Genomic DNA, 15,661 nt, shown 5'->3' with positions numbered 1-15,661 from the left:
GGCCTTTTTTATTGTTCTGAACCAGAAGCCTATGCTTCGTCGCCAGCCTTGTCGGCCGAACCGGTGACCGGAACCACGGCGCCCTTGGCGGGGCGGACGGTCTGGCGTTCGGCGATCCGGGCCGACTTACCGCGACGGTCGCGCAGGTAGTAGAGCTTGGCGCGCCGAACGACGCCGCGACGCTTGACTTCGATGGCGTCGATGTTCGGCGACAGGATGGGGAATTTACGCTCGACGCCTTCACCGAAGGAGATCTTGCGGACGGTGAAGCTCTCGTTCACGCCGCCGCCGTCACGGGCGATGCAGACGCCTTCGAAAGCCTGAATACGTTCACGCTCGCCTTCCTTGATCTTCACCATGACGCGCAGGGTGTCGCCGGGCTGGAAGTCAGGGATCGCGCGGGCGGCGATCAGGCGGGCTTTTTCTTCGGCTTCGATGGTCTGAAGGATATTGGCCATGGTCTCTATTCTCCTCGGGCTTTTGCGCCCTTTAGCTATGATTTGGCGGGGCGAGGCCCCGCAGAAGAACCCTCCGAGCGAGCTCGGCGGGGGGATTTGGCGGAAGGTTCCGCAGGTCTATTTTCCAGATGCGCCGCCCACAGATCGGGCCGCCGTTCCTGGGTCGTCTTTTCCCGTTGTTCCTGACGCCAGAGCGCCATCTTGCGATGGTCGCCGGACAAAAGGATCTCAGGGATATCCAGCCCCTCGAACGTCCGCGGTCGCGTGTATTGCGGATGTTCCAGAAGCCCGTCCTCGAAACTCTCTGACGACAGGCTTTCGCCTGAGCCGAGCACTCCGGGGATCAGTCTTACGCACGCCTCGATCACCACCATCGCCGCCGCCTCGCCACCGGCCAGGACCGCGTCTCCGACGGAGACCTCCTCGAACCCGCGTGCGTCGAGCACCCGCTGGTCCACCCCCTCGAACCGACCGCACAGGACGGTGATCCCGTCGGCCTTGGCCCAGTCTTTAACCCGCGCCTGCGTCAGGGGCCGACCGCGTGCGCTCATGTACAAAAGCGGCCGAGGCGGGCCCTGGAGGCTATCGAGCGCCCTGGCCACCACGTCCGCTTTGAGTACCTGTCCGGGGCCGCCACCCGCGGGGGTGTCGTCCAGGAAGCCGCGCCTATCCTCGGAATAGGCCCGAATGTCAACCGTTTCGAGGCTCCAGAGCCCCCGCTCGCGCCATGCCGTGCCGATCAGCGACACGCCGAGCGGCCCCGGAAACGCCTCGGGGAACATGGTCAGGACGGTGGCTGTGAAGGGCATGGAACCAGGGGATGAGGGTTTCAGACCCGGCAAGAGGATGAAACCGAGTCTGAATAGTCTGAAATTGTAAGGCGCGCCTTACAGCGGCCCGGCGGTGCGGGAACGAGATCGGCCTAATATACCACGGGCCAAAGGGCTGTTAGGCCGAAAGACAAGAACGACTAGGAAAGCCGGGTCTCACGGCATCGGGTGACGATCCAGCCCCCGTTTCGCGCCTGTCGCAGCGCGCAAGCCTGTCTGGAACTGATCAAAAGGCCGGAGTCCATCCCTGCCTCGACTGTCGCGGCCCTTCCTTGATAGGCCGGCTTCCCGAAGCGGATGGACTTCACGCGCGCTTCGTTGCGCCCTGCGCGGGTGTTGGGGTCAAAGGTCTTTGGAAAACTCAGGCCGTAAGCCTGCCAGTCACACGCGAGTTCCCATTGACGCCCCCGACCGTCGAACATGGTCGACTGGAGCGCCAAGTCGCTCGCCGCGTCCACATTATAGATTTCATGGGTCACAGCGGCGATCACAGCACAATCGCGGCCCATGGCCGATGATGCCTGAATGTTCACCAACATGGGTCGCGCTGTCGCCCATCCGAGCATCGCCGCCGCAATGATCACAGTCGTTGCAAGCAGTGCGCGCCAAGTCACGAAATCCATATTCCCTTGCACTGGCCCAACGTCCAGCCGGCCGCCCAAGATGACGCGGCGCCCGCTGCACTGAGCCTAAGCCTTCATGGAGATGCTGCAATCCTCCCCATTCCTCCCCCGATGGGGGAGGTGGCGCGGCGCGGCTTCGCGGCGTGACGGAGGGGGCTCGACCCGGACGCCGAGCATGAGGTTAGCCCCCTCCACCGCTTCGCGGTCCCCCTCCCCCGATGGGGGAGGACTAAAGACCTATTTCGCGCGCATGGCGGTGATGGTGCGGCCGGGGGCGATGTCCTCGGACGAGGTGATCAGGTGCAGGATGGACGGCCTTGCGTCCTTGCCCGACGCGGCCTTGCGAACGGCGTCGAGGGCGGCGGGGAAGTCGGCGGTCGTCTCGCAGCGCACGGCGAAGGCGCCGAAGGCCTCGGCGTATTTGACGAAGTCGGGGTTCTTCAGGTCCGTGGCGATGACCCGGCCGGGGAAATGCCCCTCCTGGTGCATGCGGATGGTGCCATAGGTGCCGTTGTCGACGATGATGGTCACGGTGTTGATGCCGTACTGGACCGCTGTCGCCAGTTCCTGGCCCGTCATCAGATAGTCTCCGTCGCCGGCGACGCAGATGACCTCGCGGTCGGGATGGACGCTCTTGGCGGCGACGGCGGCGGGATAGCCATAACCCATGGCCCCCGAGGTCGGCGCCAGCTGGGTGCGGCAGGCGCGGTGACGATAGAAGCGGTGCAGCCAGGCGGCGAAATTGCCCGCGCCGTTGGTGAGGATGGCCGTCGGCGGCAGGACCTCGCCGAGGTGCGCCATACACTCGCTCATGTTGACCGCGCCTGTCACCGAAACCGGGGTCGAGAAGGCGCGCCAGGCGTCGTTGCCGGCCTTGGCCTCGTCATGCCAGGTCCGACCCGGCTCGATCGAGGCCAAGGTCAGGGCGGCCAGCGAGTTGTCGGCCGCCGCACTCATCAGCGGCGCCCAGACGCGGCCCAGCTCCTCAGGCCCCGGATGGATGTGGATCAGGGTCTTGGCCGTGCCCTCGCGGGTCAGCAGGGTATAGCCCTGGGTCGGGTTCTCGCCCAGGCGGGCGCCGACGGCGATGATCAGGTCGGCGGCCTTGGCCCGTGCGATCAGGGCGGGATTACAGCCCAGGCCCAGGTCGCCGACATAGTTGGGCCGGTCGTTGGAGAGGATGTCCTTCCGGCGGAACGACAGGGAGACCGGCAGGCCCAGGCGCTCGGCCCAGTCGCCGATGGCGGCGGCGGCCTCGTCGGTCCAGCCCGAGCCGCCGAGCACCAGCAGGGGACGCTCGGCCTTGGCCAGGTGCGAGCCGACCTCGGCGGCGAAGGCCAGGTCCAGACCCGAGCGGGCCGGCGTGATCGGACGGACGGGGGCGGGGCCGCCGTCGGCGTCCAGCACATCCTCGGGCAGGGCGATGACCACCGGCCCCATCCGGCCCTGCAGGGCCGTGGCGAAGGCGCGCTCGACCACCTCCACCGTGCGGTCGGCCTGTTCCAGCTCGGTCGCCCATTTGGCCAGGCCGCCGAAGACCTCGCGGTAGTCGACCTCCTGGAAGGCGCCGCGGCCGCGGTCGCTGCTGGCGATCTGGCCGACGAACAGGATCATCGGCGTCGAATCCTGATGCGCCGTATGCACCCCGATGGAGGCGTGGGTGGCGCCCGGTCCGCGCGTCACCATGCAGACGCCGGGCTTGCCCGTCAGCTTGCCATAGGCCTCGGCCATGTTGGCGGCGCCCGCCTCATGCCGGCAGGCGATGACCTGGATCTGACCGGGCCCGTCGCCGGCGACGTCGGCCAGGGCGTCCAGCACCGACAAATAGCTTTCGCCCGGCACGCAGAAGACCCGGTCGATGCCGTTCATGACCAGGGTTTCGACCAGGCGATGCGAGGCGGTGCGGGCGGATGTGTGTGACGTATTCGACATGGTCGCAGAGATAGCAGATCGACCTTAGTCTTGGCCATGGAACCCGTGGTGAAGCTTGGCGTTCGGTCAGCTTAACCATTGGGATTTCTCATTATGCGCAAGATCATCGCCCTGTCCGTCATCGCCGCTGCCCTGGCCGTATCGGCGTGCAACACCATCGCCGGCGCTGGCCGCGACGTCTCGACCGCCGGCTCGGTCGTCACCGGCGCAGCCAACGACGCCAAGAACTAAGGCTTTCCGCCTTCGGGCGACGCCTCACGATATCGGGAAGAGCCCGCCGGTCTCCGGCGGGCTTTTTTCATGCGCGCGTCGCAGGATGGCGCTAGCTTGGCCGCACATTCAGCGGAGAACGAAGATGGGCCTTCTCGACAATGTGCTTGGCGGACTGGGCGATGACGCGGCGGGCGGGATCGGCGACCTGCTGAAAGGCCAGGGCGGGGTCGCGGGCCTGGCCGAAAAGTTCGGTCAGAAGGGACTGGGCGACGCGGCTGCCTCGTGGATCGGCAAGGGCGGCAACGTCAGCATCAGCGCCGAACAGATCCAGGCCGTAATCGGCCACGGCCCCATCGCCGACTTCGCCCAGAAGATGGGCGTCTCGCCGGAACAGGCGGCGACCACCCTGGCCGGTCTGCTGCCCGAGGCCATCGACCGCCTGACGCCAAACGGCGACGCCCACGAGGCAGGCGGCCTGCTGGATCAACTGCCGGGCGGTCTGGGCGGAATGATCGGCGGGTTTCTGAAGAAGTAAATCAACCCCGTCACCCTCGGGCTCGACCCGAGGGCCGGACGTGGTGCGAAGACAGAAAAGCGAGTGGGCGCAGATCGCGTCCGCGTCCTCTCGCACTACCTGCCGAAAATCCGGCCCTCGGGTCGAGCCCGAGGGTGACGGTCATGTCTGGGCCGCCATTGGGTTGGCGACTTGGCCGGTCAGTCGTAAGCGACGCCGGTCAGATACAGACCATCCGACGGCGCCACGGGGCCGCAAGCCGTGCGGTCGCGCGCGGCCAGGGCGTCGGCGACGTCCTGCGCCGTCCAGCGGCCGAGACCGACCTCGACCAGGGTCCCGGTCATGGAGCGGACCTGGCGGTGCAAAAAGGACCGCGCCTCGAACACCAGATGCACCTCGTCGCCGACGCGCCGGACATGCGCCACATCGAGCGTCTTTTCCGGCGACTTCGACTGGCAGGCCAGGTCGCGGAAGGTGGTGAAGTCGTGGTGGCCGACCAGGCATTGCGCCGCCTCATGCATGGCCTGGGCGTCCAGCGGCTTTCGCATATGCCAGACCTTGCCCCGCTCCAGCGCCGGGCGCCCGGGCCGGTTCAGGATGCGGAACAGATAGCGCCGGCCGGTCGCCGAGAACCGCGCGTGCCAGTCGTCGGCGACAAGCCTGGAATCGAGGACGGCGACGCCTTCCTTCACCAGATGGGCGTTCAACGCATTCATCACCGTCGCGGCGGGCCAGGCCTTTTCGAGATCGACATGCACGACCTGGCCCGTGGCGTGGACGCCGGAATCGGTGCGGCCGGCGGCGGCGATGCGGACCGTCTGACCGGAAAAGCCCTTCACCGCCGTCTCGATAACGCCCTGAACCGTCGGCTGTCCGGCCTGAGCCTGGAAGCCGTTGTAATCTGAACCGTCGTACTCGATGGTCAGGCGATATCTAGGCAAGGGAAGACGTCATGGCTGTTATCACTTCTTTGAGCCCAACGCGGCGCGAACGTGCGCTTGCGCTACATCGTACCCAGGTAACCGGCTTCTACGGGGTATTCGAGAACGACGGCCGAAAGTTCATCCAAATCGACACGCTCGGGTCTTCCGATCGGCAAATGCCAGGGAAACTAAGCCAGACGATTCAGTTGGATCAAACATCAGCACACCAGCTTTGGCGACTTCTCGGCACTCATTTCGATTTCAAGTGAGCACGGCGCCGGCGGTGACGGCGAAGCCTTTCAGGAACTCGGCCGCGTCCTGCACCGCCCTGCCCTCGCGCTGGACGCGGGTCAGGCGGACGCAGCCCTCGCCCGCAGCGATCAGAAGCGCGTCGTCCAGCACCGCGCCGGGTTCGCCCGAACCGGCCTCGACCTTCGACATCAGCACCTTCATGCGGGTTCCATCCGGCGCCTCGCACCAGGCGCCGGGGAAGGGCGACAGGCCGCGGATGTGGGCGTCGATCTGAGCCGCCGGACGGGTCCAGTCGATGCGGGCCTCGGCCGGGGTGATCTTCCTGGCATAGGTGGCCTCGCCCGCCTGGGGCGTCTCGGTGACGCCGCCGCGTTCGATGGCGGCCAGGGCGCGGGTCCACAGGGTGGCGCCGATGACCGACATGCGCTCGGACAGGGTGGCGGCGGTGTCGTCGGGCCGGATCGGCAGGACCTCGGACAGCAGGATGGCGCCCTCGTCCAGACCTTCGGACATGCGCATGATCTGGACGCCGGTCTGGTCGTCGCCGGCCATGATGGCGCGCTGGATGGGCGCCGCGCCACGCCAGCGGGGCAGCAGCGAGCCATGCAGGTTGAAACAGCCCAGGCGGGGCGCCTCGAGCACCTCGGTCTTGAGGATCTGGCCATAGGCGACGACGCAGGCGGCATCCAGATCCAGCGACTGGAAGTCGGCGATGGCCTGGGGCGACTTCATCGATTCCGGGGTGAAGACGGGCAGGCCCATGGCCTCGGCGAAGGCCTGGACCGGCGAGGGCGTCAGCTTCTGGCCCCGCCCCTTGGGACGCGGCGGCTGGGAATAGACGGCGACGATCTCGTGCCCCGAGGCTATCAACTCGGCCAGGGAGGGAACGGCGAATTCGGGCGTGCCCATGAAGGCCAGACGCATCTTTTATTCCTTATGCCGCTGATGCGGCGCGCTACGCTCGGCTCGCGGAGCCTCGCTACTTGAGCGCAAGGGGCTCACGCTGATCTCAACGCCCGCCGATCCTCGCTCAAGCAGCGAATGACCGGGTCACGAGCGTGAGCGCCTTAAAAACTATCCCACCGGGTGCGGACGCCGCCGCCTTCGTCCCACTCGCCGCCCGCGTCGAAGGCGTTGTCGAAATCGAGCAGACGGTCCAGCACCACCCCGGCGACGATGCCGACCACGGCGACGCCCACAAGGGTCGCCAAACTGCCGATGCCGATCTTCTCGGAGCGGGTCAGGCGACGCCGCCCCTCTGTGTCGATGACCCGGGTCCGGCGGTGCGATCGCATCAGGCGTCTTCCCTCATCCGCATGGTCTTCTTGACCTTGGACATGGCGCGGTCCCGCTTGAGCCGCGACAGGTGGTCGGTGAAAAGGACCCCGTTCAGGTGATCCAGTTCGTGCTGGAAACAGACGGCGTAGAGGCCGTCGATCTCTTCCTCGATCCGGGCGCCCGAGCGATCCAGATAGGCGACGCGGACGCGGGCCGGGCGTTCGACCTTGTCGAAATATTCCGGGATGGAGAGACAGCCCTCTTCGTAGCAGAACTGCTCGTCCGAGGCCCACAGGATCTCGGGATTGACGAAGAAGCGCGGGTTGGCGACGCGGTTGGCTTCGGCGTCTTCGCCGGCTTCGTCGACGACTTCGGCGTCGGTCGTCGGCTCGCCGTCGCCCAGGTCCATGACCACCACGCGGCGCGTGTCGCCGATCTGCACGGCGGCCAGGCCGATGCCGGGCGCGGCGTACATGGTCTCCAGCATGTCATCCATCAGGGTCTGGACGTCTGCGTCCACGGCCTCGACCGGGGTCGAAACCTTCTTGAGAACCGCGAGATCGGCGGCGTTGTCGATGGTGAGGATGCGTCTGATAGCCATGGGCTTCAGGTAGGCGCGGACTGGCTCAGGGTCAAGATTTCCGACCTCCCCGCCGGGTCTTTGGGATTAGGCCTGCCCCGGCAGGGGCCGCGGTTTGCGGTCGGCGTCGATGGCGACATAGGTGAAGACGCCCTCGGTCACGCGGCTGACCTCGCTGGCGGCGCGGGCGCGGCGCCAGGCCTCGACATGGACGCGGATGGAGGTGCGGCCGGTGCGGATGACGCGGGCGTAGATCGACACCTCGTCCCCGACCGAGACCGGCTGGTGAAAGACCATGGCGTCGACCGCGATGGTGGCGCAGCGGCCGTGGGCGATGTTGAAGGCCGGGGTCGCCCCCGCCAGGTCCATCTGAGCCAGCAGCCAGCCGCCGAAGATGTCGCCTTCGGGGTTGGTGTCGGCCGGCATGGCGATGACCCTCACCACCGGCTGTTCGTCGGGCGCGTTGAGCGAGGTTTCGGGCTTCACGTCGGTCATATCTATCCCTGGGCGTTGCGGATGGCGGCGGCGCCGGCGAAGGGGGTGATGACCGCCGCGAACAGGACATAGGCGCCCAGCAGGGCCAGGGCTGACAGAGGTGAGACGCCCTGCCCCGCCCGCTCCAGCGCGCCCGATCCGAATACCACCGGCGGGATGAACAGGGGCAGGACGACCACGGCGATCAGCAGGCCGCCGCGCTTGGATCCCAGGGCCAGGGCCGCGCCCAGCGCCCCGGTGAAGGCGAAACCCAGCCCGCCGATCAGGGCGGCCAGGGCGGTCAGGGGCGCAAGCTGGATCGGCTGGCCCAGGGCCAGGGCGGCGACCGGCGCGGTCAAGGCCAGGGGCACGCCCGTCGCCAGCCACTGGCTCAGCGCCTTGATGATGAAGACGGATTCCAGCGGCAGATGGCCGGTCGCCAGAAGGTCGAGCCCGCCATCCTCTAGATCGCGCTCGAACACCCGCTCCAGCGACAGCAGGGACGACAGGGCGAGCGCCAGCCAGGCGACGCCGCCCGCGACCGGTCCCAGGACCTTCAGGTCGCCGCCCGCCGCCAGGGGCAGGATGGCGGTCAGACAGGCGAAGAAGCCGCAGGCCAGCAGCGGCCCGCCGCCGCCGCCCCAGGCCAGGGACAGCTCGCGCTCGAACAGGACGCGTGTGGCGCCGCGCAGGCCGGGCGCGCGGGGTTCGGGCGTGCCGGGTTCCGGCAGACGCGGATCGGGATCGCGCCACTTCGGAAATCTGGGGGACCGGCTCACGACAGACCTCCCAGATCGAGGGGCCGCGTCGGGATCGGCAGGGCGTCGTGGACGGCGGCCAGGATCAGGCCGTCGGCGTCGAGATGGCGCTTCATCACCGCGGCGAAGGCGTCGCGCCATCTGGCGTCCAGCGGCCCCATGGGTTCGTCCAGCAGCCACAGGGCGCGGGGCGACCCGACCAGACGGCCCAGCGCAAGACGCCGCCTCTGGCCCGCCGACAGCTTCCTGACCTCAAGGTCCAGCAGGGGCTTGAGGCCGAACACCTCGACCGCATCGTCGAAACCGTCCTGGGTATGGCCCAGCCAGTCGCACTGGAACCCCAGTTCGTCGCGGGCGGTGCGCGATCCCTTCAGGCCATCGAGGTGGCCCAGCATATGGGTCTCGCGGCCGCGGGCGTCCTCCGGGTCGATCAGGTTCCTGTCGCCGTCACGGAAGTCGATCTGGCCCGCATCGGGGCGCAGCAGTCCGGCGACGGCCCGCATCAGGCTGGTCTTGCCCGCGCCATTGGCCCCGGTCACGGCGACGGCCTCTCCGGCGGTCAGGGTGGCGGACAGGCCGGAAAACAGGACGCGTTCGCCGCGCGACAGGGTCAGGCCGGACAGGGAGAGGGTGTGGATCATGCTGCCTTTCCCAAGGGGCGAAGGACGGGCGCGCACTTGCGAACCCCTCTCAATGTCCCCTCCACGGGTGTGGATACATGGACTGCAACACAGACCGGAGCTATACGCGCGGTCGCCGCAGCAGGCTTTCGCCGCGCGCGCCGGGAACCTGTGTGACCCGGCGTCTGTCGCGCGGAGGCGCAACCGGATTGTCGGGCGGCGTACACCAGAGGAAGACTCTCCATGCCGTCGATTGACAGCCTCAAGACCCGCCAGGATCTCTCCGTCGGGCGCAAGAAATACGCCTATTACAGCCTTCCCGCCGCCGAGGAAGCCGGTCTGGCCGGAATTTCCCGTCTGCCGCGCTCCATGAAGGTGCTCCTTGAGAACCTGCTGCGCAACGAAGACGGCGTTTCGGTCACCGAGGACGACCTGAAGGCCGTCGCCGCCTGGATCGAGAACAAGGGCTCGGTCGAGCACGAGATCGCCTTCCGTCCGGCCCGCGTCCTGATGCAGGACTTCACCGGCGTTCCCGCCGTGGTCGACCTGGCCGCCATGCGCGACGCCATGGACAAGCTCGGCGCCGACGCCAAGAAGATCAACCCGCTGGTCCCCGTCGACCTGGTCATCGACCACTCGGTCATGGTCGACAACTTCGGCACCGCCAAGTCGTTCAACCAGAACGTCGAGCGTGAGTACGAGCGCAACATCGAGCGCTACAACTTCCTGCGCTGGGGTTCGTCGGCCTTCAACAACTTCCGCGTCGTGCCCCCCGGCACCGGCATCTGCCACCAGGTCAACCTCGAGAACCTGGCCCAGACCGTCTGGACCATCGACGAAGGTAAGAAGACCGTCGCCTATCCCGACACCGTCGTCGGCACTGACTCGCACACCACCATGATCAACGGCCTGGCCGTTCTGGGTTGGGGCGTGGGCGGCATCGAGGCCGAGGCCGCCATGCTGGGCCAGCCCATCCCCATGCTGATCCCCGAAGTCATCGGCTTCAAGCTGTCGGGCGCCATGCCCGAGGGCACGACGGCGACCGACCTGGTGCTGACCGTCACCCAGATGCTGCGCAAGAAGGGCGTCGTCGGCAAGTTCGTCGAGTTCTTCGGCCCCGCCCTGCCCAACATGACCATCGAGGACCAGGCGACCATCGCCAACATGGCCCCCGAATACGGCGCCACCTGCGGCTTCTTCCCCGTCTCGGCCGCGACCATCGGCTATCTGGCCGCCACGGGCCGCGACAAGGCCCGCGTCGCCCTGGTCGAAGCCTATGCCAAGGCTCAAGGCCTGTGGATCGACGAGAGCTCGGAAGACCCGATCTTCACCGACGTGCTGGAACTGGACATCTCGACGGTCGTGCCGTCGCTGGCCGGCCCCAAGCGCCCCCAGGACAAGGTCGCGCTCGACGTGGCCGCCCCGTCGTTCGAAACCGCCCTGGGCGAGGTGTTCAACCGCTCGAAAGACACGCCCCGCTATGATGTCGCCGGTCAGAAATTCACTGTCGGCGACGGCGACGTGGTCATCGCCGCGATCACCTCCTGCACCAACACCTCCAACCCGTCGGTCCTGATCGCCGCCGGTCTGGTGGCGCGCAAGGCAAACGCCCTGGGCATGAAGGTCAAACCCTGGGTCAAGACCTCGCTGGCCCCCGGTTCGCAGGTCGTTACCGACTATCTGACCGACGCAGGCCTGCAAAAAGACCTGGACGCCATGGGCTTCAACCTGGTCGGCTATGGCTGCACCACCTGCATCGGCAACTCGGGCCCGCTGGATCCGGCGATCTCGCAGACCATCAACGACAACGGCATCGTCGCCACCAGCGTGCTGTCGGGCAACCGCAACTTCGAAGGTCGCGTGAACCCCGACGTCCAGGCCAACTACCTGGCCTCGCCGCCGCTGGTCGTGGCCTACGCCCTGGCCGGTTCGATGCGGATCGACATCACCAAGGACCCGATCGGTCAGGACAAGAAGGGCAAGGACGTCTTCCTGAAGGACGTCTGGCCGACCGCCGCCGAGATCGCCGTCATCCAGAAGAAGTCGGTCACCCCGGCCATGTTCGCCAAGCGCTATGCCGACGTCTTCAAGGGCGACAAGCACTGGCAGGGCATCAAGGTCGAAGGCGGCCAGACCTATGAGTGGGACGAAACCTCGACCTACGTCGCCAACCCGCCCTATTTCGAGGGCCTGTCGATGGAGCCCAAGCCCGTCACCGACATCGTCGAGGGCCGCGTCCTGGCCATCTTCGGCGACTCGATCACCACCGACCACATCTCGCCGGCTGGTTCGATCAAGAAGACCTCGCCCGCAGGCCAGTACCTGACCGGACGCGGCGTCGATGCGCTGGAGTTCAACTCCTACGGCGCGCGTCGCGGCCACCACGAAGTGATGATGCGCGGCACCTTCGCCAACATCCGCATCCGCAACAAGATCACGCCCGACATCGAAGGCGGCGTGACCAAGCACTTCCCGTCGGGCGACACCATGTCGATCTATGACGCGGCCATGCGCTACCAGTCGGAAGGCCGTCCCCTGGTCGTCTTCGCCGGCAAGGAATACGGCACTGGCTCGTCGCGTGACTGGGCCGCCAAGGGCACCAACCTGCTGGGCGTCCGCGCCGTCATCGCCGAAAGCTATGAGCGTATCCACCGCTCGAACCTGGTCGGAATGGGCGTGGTGCCGCTGCAGTTCAAGGCCGACGGCTGGCTGAAGCTGGGCCTGACGGGCGAAGAGATCGTCACGGTTCGCGGCCTGTCAGACGTGAACATCGGTCGCCTGCGTCCGCGCCAGGACCTGTGGGTCGAGCTGTTCCGCCCGTCGGACGGCAAGATGGCCCGCTTCCCCGTCCGTTGCCGCATCGATAACCAGACCGAGCTGGACTACTTCAAGGCCGGCGGCGTCATGCCCTACGTCCTGCGCAACCTGGCCGGCGGCGCCGTTGCTCCCGCCCCCGAACCGGAAGCGATCGCTGCGGAATAGCGCTCAAGCAGCAGGCGATCGCATCGCCTGCGTTAGCGACCAAAAAGATGAGGGCCGGTGGAGCGATCCACCGGCCCTTTTTTCAAATCTCCTCCCCGTTCGCATCGCGAATGGGGAGGTGGCGCGGCGCGTCTTTGCGCCGTGACGGAGGGGGCGACCGGGCCTCGACGGCGATCAATCGCCAGTCATGCCGCCAACCCTCGTGTCGCCCCCTCCGTCTCCTCGCCAAGGGGCTCGGATCCACCTCCCCATCGCAAGAGCGACAGGGAGGAGACGCGTCCCTACAGCTAGTGCGCCTCGTCCCAGTTCAAGGCGGCGCGGGCGTCGACGACCAGGGGGACGCTGAGCTTCACGGCGGGTTCATCGGCCCGCTCCATCACCGAGCGGATGACGGTCATGGCGCGCTCGGCCAGGGCTTCGGGGGCCTCGAAGACCAGTTCGTCGTGGACCTGGAGCAGCATCTTCACCTCACCGAGACCCGCCTCGGCCAGGGCTGCGGGCATCCGCATCATGGCGCGGCGGATGATGTCGGCGGCGGCGCCCTGGATGGGGGCGTTGATGGCCGCGCGCTCGCCGAACTGGCGCTCGGCGCCCGACTTGGAGTGGATGGCCGGGATGTGGATCTTGCGGCCGAACAGGGTCGAGACATAGCCAGCCTCGCGGACCTCGGCCTTGATGGCGTCCATATAGGTGCGGATGCCGGGGAAGCGTTCGAAATAGGTCTTGATATAGGCCCCGGCCTCGCCCTGATCGATGCCCAGCTGGTTGGCCAGGCCGAAGGCCGAGATGCCGTAGACGATGCCGAAATTGATCGCCTTGGCGCGGCGGCGCGTCTCTGGGTCCATCTGGTCGACAGGGACGCCGAACATCTCCGACGCCGTGGCCGTGTGGATGTCGATCCCGGCCTTGAAGGCGCGCTTCAGCTCGGGGATGTCGCCGATATGGGCCAGCAGGCGCAGCTCGATCTGTGAGTAGTCGGCGCTGATCAGGACATTGCCGGGGGCGGCGATGAAGGCCTGGCGGATCTGGCGGCCGATCTCGTTCCGGACCGGGATGTTCTGCAGGTTGGGATCGCTTGAGGCGAGGCGGCCCGTGGTGGCGGCGGCCAGCTGATAGCTGGTGTGGACGCGGTTGGTGGCGGGGTCCATGGCCGCCGTCAGGGCGTCGGTATAGGTGCCTTTGAGCTTGGAGAGCTGGCGCCAGTCCAGCATGGCGCGCGGCAGGGGGTGGGTCTGGGCCAGGTCTTCCAGCACGCTGGCGTCGGTGCCCCATTGGCCGGATGCGGTCTTCTTGCCGCCGGGCAGGTTCAGCTCTCCGAACAGCAGCTCTCCGATCTGTTTGGGACTGCCCATGTTGAAGGGACGACCCGCCAGTTCGTGGGCCGTGGCCTCCAGCTCGACCATCTTCATGCCGAACTCGTGGCTGAGGCGGCGCAGGCGGTCGGGATCGACGCGGATGCCCGCCCGCTCCATGTCGGCCAGGACGGCAGGCATCCCGCGCTCCAGGGTCTCATAGACGGTGTTCAGATGCTCGGCCGCCAGGCGGGGCTTGAGGATGCGCCACAGCCGAAGCGTCACGTCGGCGTCCTCGGCGGCGTAGCAGGTCGCCGGTTTCAGCTCGACATGCTTGAAGGATTTCTGGGCCTTGCCGGTCCCGGCCACCTGTTTGAACGGGATGGGGTCGTGGCCAAGATGCAGCCGGGCCAGTTCGTCCATGCCGTGGCCGTGCAGGCCGCCTTCGAGGACGTAGGAGATCAGCATGGTGTCGTCGATCGGCGCCACGCGGATGCCGCGACGGGCCATGACGGCGATGTCGTACTTGCCGTTCTGCATCACCTTCAGAACCGACGGGTCTTCCAGCAGGGCCTTGAGGCGGGCCAGGACGGTCGGCTTGTCCAGCTGGACGATGGGCTCGCGCGTGTCGGGGGTGTCGCCGAAGTCCAGACCGCCAGCCCCGGCGGCCGGCTCGTATTCGTGGGTCAGGGGCACATAGCAGGCGTCGTTGGGCCCGATGGCCAGAGAGACGCCGCACAGGCCCGCATGGGTCGCCGACAGGGCGTCGGTCTCGGTGTCGAAGCCGACGACGCCCGCCTCAGTCGCGCGGGCGATGAAGGCGTCCAGGTCTTCCAGCGTCTGGATGCAATGATAGGCGTCGTGATCGACGACCTGTTTCTCGACCTCGGCGTTGACCGCTTGCGGCGCATAGCGGGGCGTGACGACGGGCGCGGTGATGGGCTTGGGCGCAAAGACCTGGCCGCCGTGGTCCTTGGTCTTGCCGTCACCGACGCGGCGCTGAAGGCTGCGGAACTCCATCTGTTCGAGGAAGGCCGACAGGGTGGCCGGGTCGGGATCGCGCACAGCGAAATCCTCGATCTGCTCGGGCGCAGGCGCATCGCAGGTCAGGCGAACCAGCTCGCGGCTGAGCAGGATCTGGTCCTTGAAGTTGATCAGGGTCTCACGGCGTTTCGGCTGTTTGATCTCGCCCGCGCGTTCCAGCAGGGTGTCGAGGTCGCCGTATTCGTCCAGCAGCTGGGCGGCGGTCTTGGGGCCGATGCCGGGGGCGCCGGGGACGTTGTCGACGCTGTCGCCGATCAGGGCCTGGAGATCGACCATCTTGTCCGGCGTGACGCCGAACTTCTCCATCACCGCCTCCTCGGCCAGGACGCGGTCCTTCATCGGGTCGTACATGACGACGCCGTTTCCGATCAGCTGCATCAGGTCCTTGTCGGACGAGACGATGATGGCCTCGCCGCCGGCATCGCGCGCCTTGCAGGCATAGGTGGCGATCAGGTCGTCGGCCTCGTAGCCCGGCAGTTCGACGCAGTGGACGCCGAAGGCGGCGGTCGCCTCGCGCACCAGGGGGAACTGGGGGATCAGGTCCTCGGGCGGGGCCGAGCGGTTGGCCTTGTACTGGTCGTACAGGGTGTTCCTGAACGTCTTCTCCGAATGGTCGAAGATGGCCGCCAGGTGGGTCGGGCCGTCCGCACCCTTCATGTCCTGCAACAGCTTCCACAGCATGTTGCAGTAGCCCTGGACCGCGCCGACCGGCAGACCGTCCGACTTGCGCGTCAGGGGCGGCAGGGCGTGATAGGCGCGAAAGATATAGGCCGAGGCGTCGATCAGATAGAGACGCAGCGGCGGGCCGTCCTGGGTCAGGGGGCGCGCCTCGGCGACTTGGGTTTCGGCGGCGGAATCTGAGGGTGCGTCGGACATGGCCGGAACATA

General features: G+C 67.2%; 16 protein-coding genes. 4 read left to right on the top strand and 12 right to left on the bottom strand.

What is annotated here, in order from left to right:
• Positions 1–29: 29 nt before the first annotated feature.
• The 4 genes from rplS to ACO05L_RS02760 all read right to left on the bottom strand — a co-directional run bounded on the left by rplS (position 30) and on the right by ACO05L_RS02760 (position 3,843).
• Positions 30–458, bottom strand: a complete 429-nt coding sequence (gene rplS / locus ACO05L_RS02775; protein WP_421730651.1) for a 50S ribosomal protein L19 — start codon at positions 456–458, stop codon at positions 30–32.
• Between the two features lie 35 nt (positions 459–493).
• Positions 494–1,267: a tRNA (guanosine(37)-N1)-methyltransferase TrmD gene (gene trmD / locus ACO05L_RS02770; protein ID WP_421731729.1), complete on the bottom strand. Its 774-nt coding sequence runs from the start codon at positions 1,265–1,267 to the stop codon at positions 494–496.
• Between the two features lie 161 nt (positions 1,268–1,428).
• Complete coding sequence (locus tag ACO05L_RS02765) at positions 1,429–1,911, bottom strand: hypothetical protein (protein ID WP_421730650.1); 483 nt, start codon at positions 1,909–1,911, stop codon at positions 1,429–1,431.
• 237 nt (positions 1,912–2,148) lie between these two features.
• The gene (locus ACO05L_RS02760) at positions 2,149–3,843 is read right to left on the bottom strand and encodes a thiamine pyrophosphate-binding protein (RefSeq protein ID WP_421730649.1); all 1,695 of its coding nucleotides are present in this window, start codon (positions 3,841–3,843) and stop codon (positions 2,149–2,151) included.
• 93 nt (positions 3,844–3,936) lie between these two features.
• On the opposite strand from ACO05L_RS02760, the gene ACO05L_RS02755 reads away from it, so the two are divergent.
• Complete coding sequence (locus ACO05L_RS02755) at positions 3,937–4,074, top strand: entericidin EcnA/B family protein (protein ID WP_421730648.1); 138 nt, start codon at positions 3,937–3,939, stop codon at positions 4,072–4,074.
• A gap of 124 nt (positions 4,075–4,198) precedes the next feature.
• Complete coding sequence (locus ACO05L_RS02750) at positions 4,199–4,591, top strand: YidB family protein (RefSeq protein ID WP_421730647.1); 393 nt, start codon at positions 4,199–4,201, stop codon at positions 4,589–4,591.
• 179 nt (positions 4,592–4,770) lie between these two features.
• Here the strand turns inward: ACO05L_RS02750 and truA are convergent, their stop codons facing one another.
• Entirely contained in the window at positions 4,771–5,511 is a 741-nt protein-coding gene (gene truA, locus ACO05L_RS02745) for a tRNA pseudouridine(38-40) synthase TruA (protein WP_421730646.1), read from the bottom strand.
• An 11-nt stretch (positions 5,512–5,522) separates the two neighbouring features.
• Between truA and ACO05L_RS02740 the strand changes: the two genes are divergently transcribed.
• Positions 5,523–5,762 (top strand): hypothetical protein, encoded by a 240-nt coding sequence (locus ACO05L_RS02740; protein WP_421730645.1) that lies wholly within the window; start codon positions 5,523–5,525, stop codon positions 5,760–5,762.
• On the opposite strand, the gene fmt is transcribed toward ACO05L_RS02740, so the two are convergent.
• From fmt to ccmA, 6 genes are all read right to left on the bottom strand, one after another.
• Complete coding sequence (gene fmt / locus ACO05L_RS02735) at positions 5,755–6,669, bottom strand: methionyl-tRNA formyltransferase (RefSeq protein WP_421730644.1); 915 nt, start codon at positions 6,667–6,669, stop codon at positions 5,755–5,757. The two genes, ACO05L_RS02740 and fmt, sit on opposite strands and share 8 nt — an antisense overlap.
• Positions 6,670–6,812: 143 nt before the next feature.
• Positions 6,813–7,040 carry a hypothetical protein gene (locus ACO05L_RS02730; protein ID WP_421730643.1) on the bottom strand — a complete coding sequence of 76 codons (228 nt, stop codon included), beginning with the start codon at positions 7,038–7,040 and terminating at the stop codon, positions 6,813–6,815.
• Positions 7,040–7,624, bottom strand: coding sequence for a peptide deformylase (gene def, locus ACO05L_RS02725; RefSeq protein ID WP_421730642.1), 585 nt, complete (start codon positions 7,622–7,624; stop codon positions 7,040–7,042). Before def ends, ACO05L_RS02730 begins: the two co-directional genes overlap by 1 nt.
• Before the next feature lie 66 nt (positions 7,625–7,690).
• Positions 7,691–8,098 (bottom strand): acyl-CoA thioesterase, encoded by a 408-nt coding sequence (locus tag ACO05L_RS02720; RefSeq protein ID WP_421730641.1) that lies wholly within the window; start codon positions 8,096–8,098, stop codon positions 7,691–7,693.
• Between the two features lie 2 nt (positions 8,099–8,100).
• Entirely contained in the window at positions 8,101–8,769 is a 669-nt protein-coding gene (ccmB, locus tag ACO05L_RS02715; protein WP_421731728.1) for a heme exporter protein CcmB, read from the bottom strand.
• Between the two features lie 83 nt (positions 8,770–8,852).
• Entirely contained in the window at positions 8,853–9,476 is a 624-nt protein-coding gene (ccmA, locus tag ACO05L_RS02710; protein ID WP_421730640.1) for a heme ABC exporter ATP-binding protein CcmA, read from the bottom strand.
• Between the two features lie 222 nt (positions 9,477–9,698).
• On the opposite strand from ccmA, the gene acnA reads away from it, so the two are divergent.
• Positions 9,699–12,437 carry an aconitate hydratase AcnA gene (gene acnA / locus ACO05L_RS02705; protein ID WP_421730639.1) on the top strand — a complete coding sequence of 913 codons (2,739 nt, stop codon included), beginning with the start codon at positions 9,699–9,701 and terminating at the stop codon, positions 12,435–12,437.
• A gap of 287 nt (positions 12,438–12,724) precedes the next feature.
• Here the strand turns inward: acnA and polA are convergent, their stop codons facing one another.
• Positions 12,725–15,649 (bottom strand): DNA polymerase I, encoded by a 2,925-nt coding sequence (polA, locus tag ACO05L_RS02700; RefSeq protein ID WP_421730638.1) that lies wholly within the window; start codon positions 15,647–15,649, stop codon positions 12,725–12,727.
• Between the last annotated feature and the right edge of the window lie 12 nt (positions 15,650–15,661).

The sequence above is a fragment of the Brevundimonas sp. genome (assembly GCF_965227765.1).
Lineage (GTDB): Bacteria > Pseudomonadota > Alphaproteobacteria > Caulobacterales > Caulobacteraceae > Brevundimonas.
The sequence above is the reverse complement of the archived record's forward strand: the minus strand, read 5'-3'. Positions and strand labels throughout refer to the sequence as shown.

Excerpts from the sequence above, each read along its gene's own strand:
- rplS (WP_421730651.1), bottom strand. The coding sequence starts at position 458 with ATGGCCAATATCCTTCAGACCATCGAAGCCGAAGAAAAAGCCCGCCTG.
- trmD (WP_421731729.1), bottom strand. The coding sequence starts at position 1,267 with ATGCCCTTCACAGCCACCGTCCTGACCATGTTCCCCGAGGCGTTTCCG.
- ACO05L_RS02765 (WP_421730650.1), bottom strand. The coding sequence starts at position 1,911 with ATGGATTTCGTGACTTGGCGCGCACTGCTTGCAACGACTGTGATCATT.
- ACO05L_RS02760 (WP_421730649.1), bottom strand. The coding sequence starts at position 3,843 with ATGTCGAATACGTCACACACATCCGCCCGCACCGCCTCGCATCGCCTG.
- ACO05L_RS02755 (WP_421730648.1), top strand. The coding sequence starts at position 3,937 with ATGCGCAAGATCATCGCCCTGTCCGTCATCGCCGCTGCCCTGGCCGTA.
- ACO05L_RS02750 (WP_421730647.1), top strand. The coding sequence starts at position 4,199 with ATGGGCCTTCTCGACAATGTGCTTGGCGGACTGGGCGATGACGCGGCG.
- ACO05L_RS02740 (WP_421730645.1), top strand. The coding sequence starts at position 5,523 with ATGGCTGTTATCACTTCTTTGAGCCCAACGCGGCGCGAACGTGCGCTT.
- fmt (WP_421730644.1), bottom strand. The coding sequence starts at position 6,669 with ATGCGTCTGGCCTTCATGGGCACGCCCGAATTCGCCGTTCCCTCCCTG.
- ACO05L_RS02730 (WP_421730643.1), bottom strand. The coding sequence starts at position 7,040 with ATGCGATCGCACCGCCGGACCCGGGTCATCGACACAGAGGGGCGGCGT.
- def (WP_421730642.1), bottom strand. The coding sequence starts at position 7,624 with ATGGCTATCAGACGCATCCTCACCATCGACAACGCCGCCGATCTCGCG.
- ACO05L_RS02720 (WP_421730641.1), bottom strand. The coding sequence starts at position 8,098 with ATGACCGACGTGAAGCCCGAAACCTCGCTCAACGCGCCCGACGAACAG.
- ccmA (WP_421730640.1), bottom strand. The coding sequence starts at position 9,476 with ATGATCCACACCCTCTCCCTGTCCGGCCTGACCCTGTCGCGCGGCGAA.
- acnA (WP_421730639.1), top strand. The coding sequence starts at position 9,699 with ATGCCGTCGATTGACAGCCTCAAGACCCGCCAGGATCTCTCCGTCGGG.
- polA (WP_421730638.1), bottom strand. The coding sequence starts at position 15,649 with ATGTCCGACGCACCCTCAGATTCCGCCGCCGAAACCCAAGTCGCCGAG.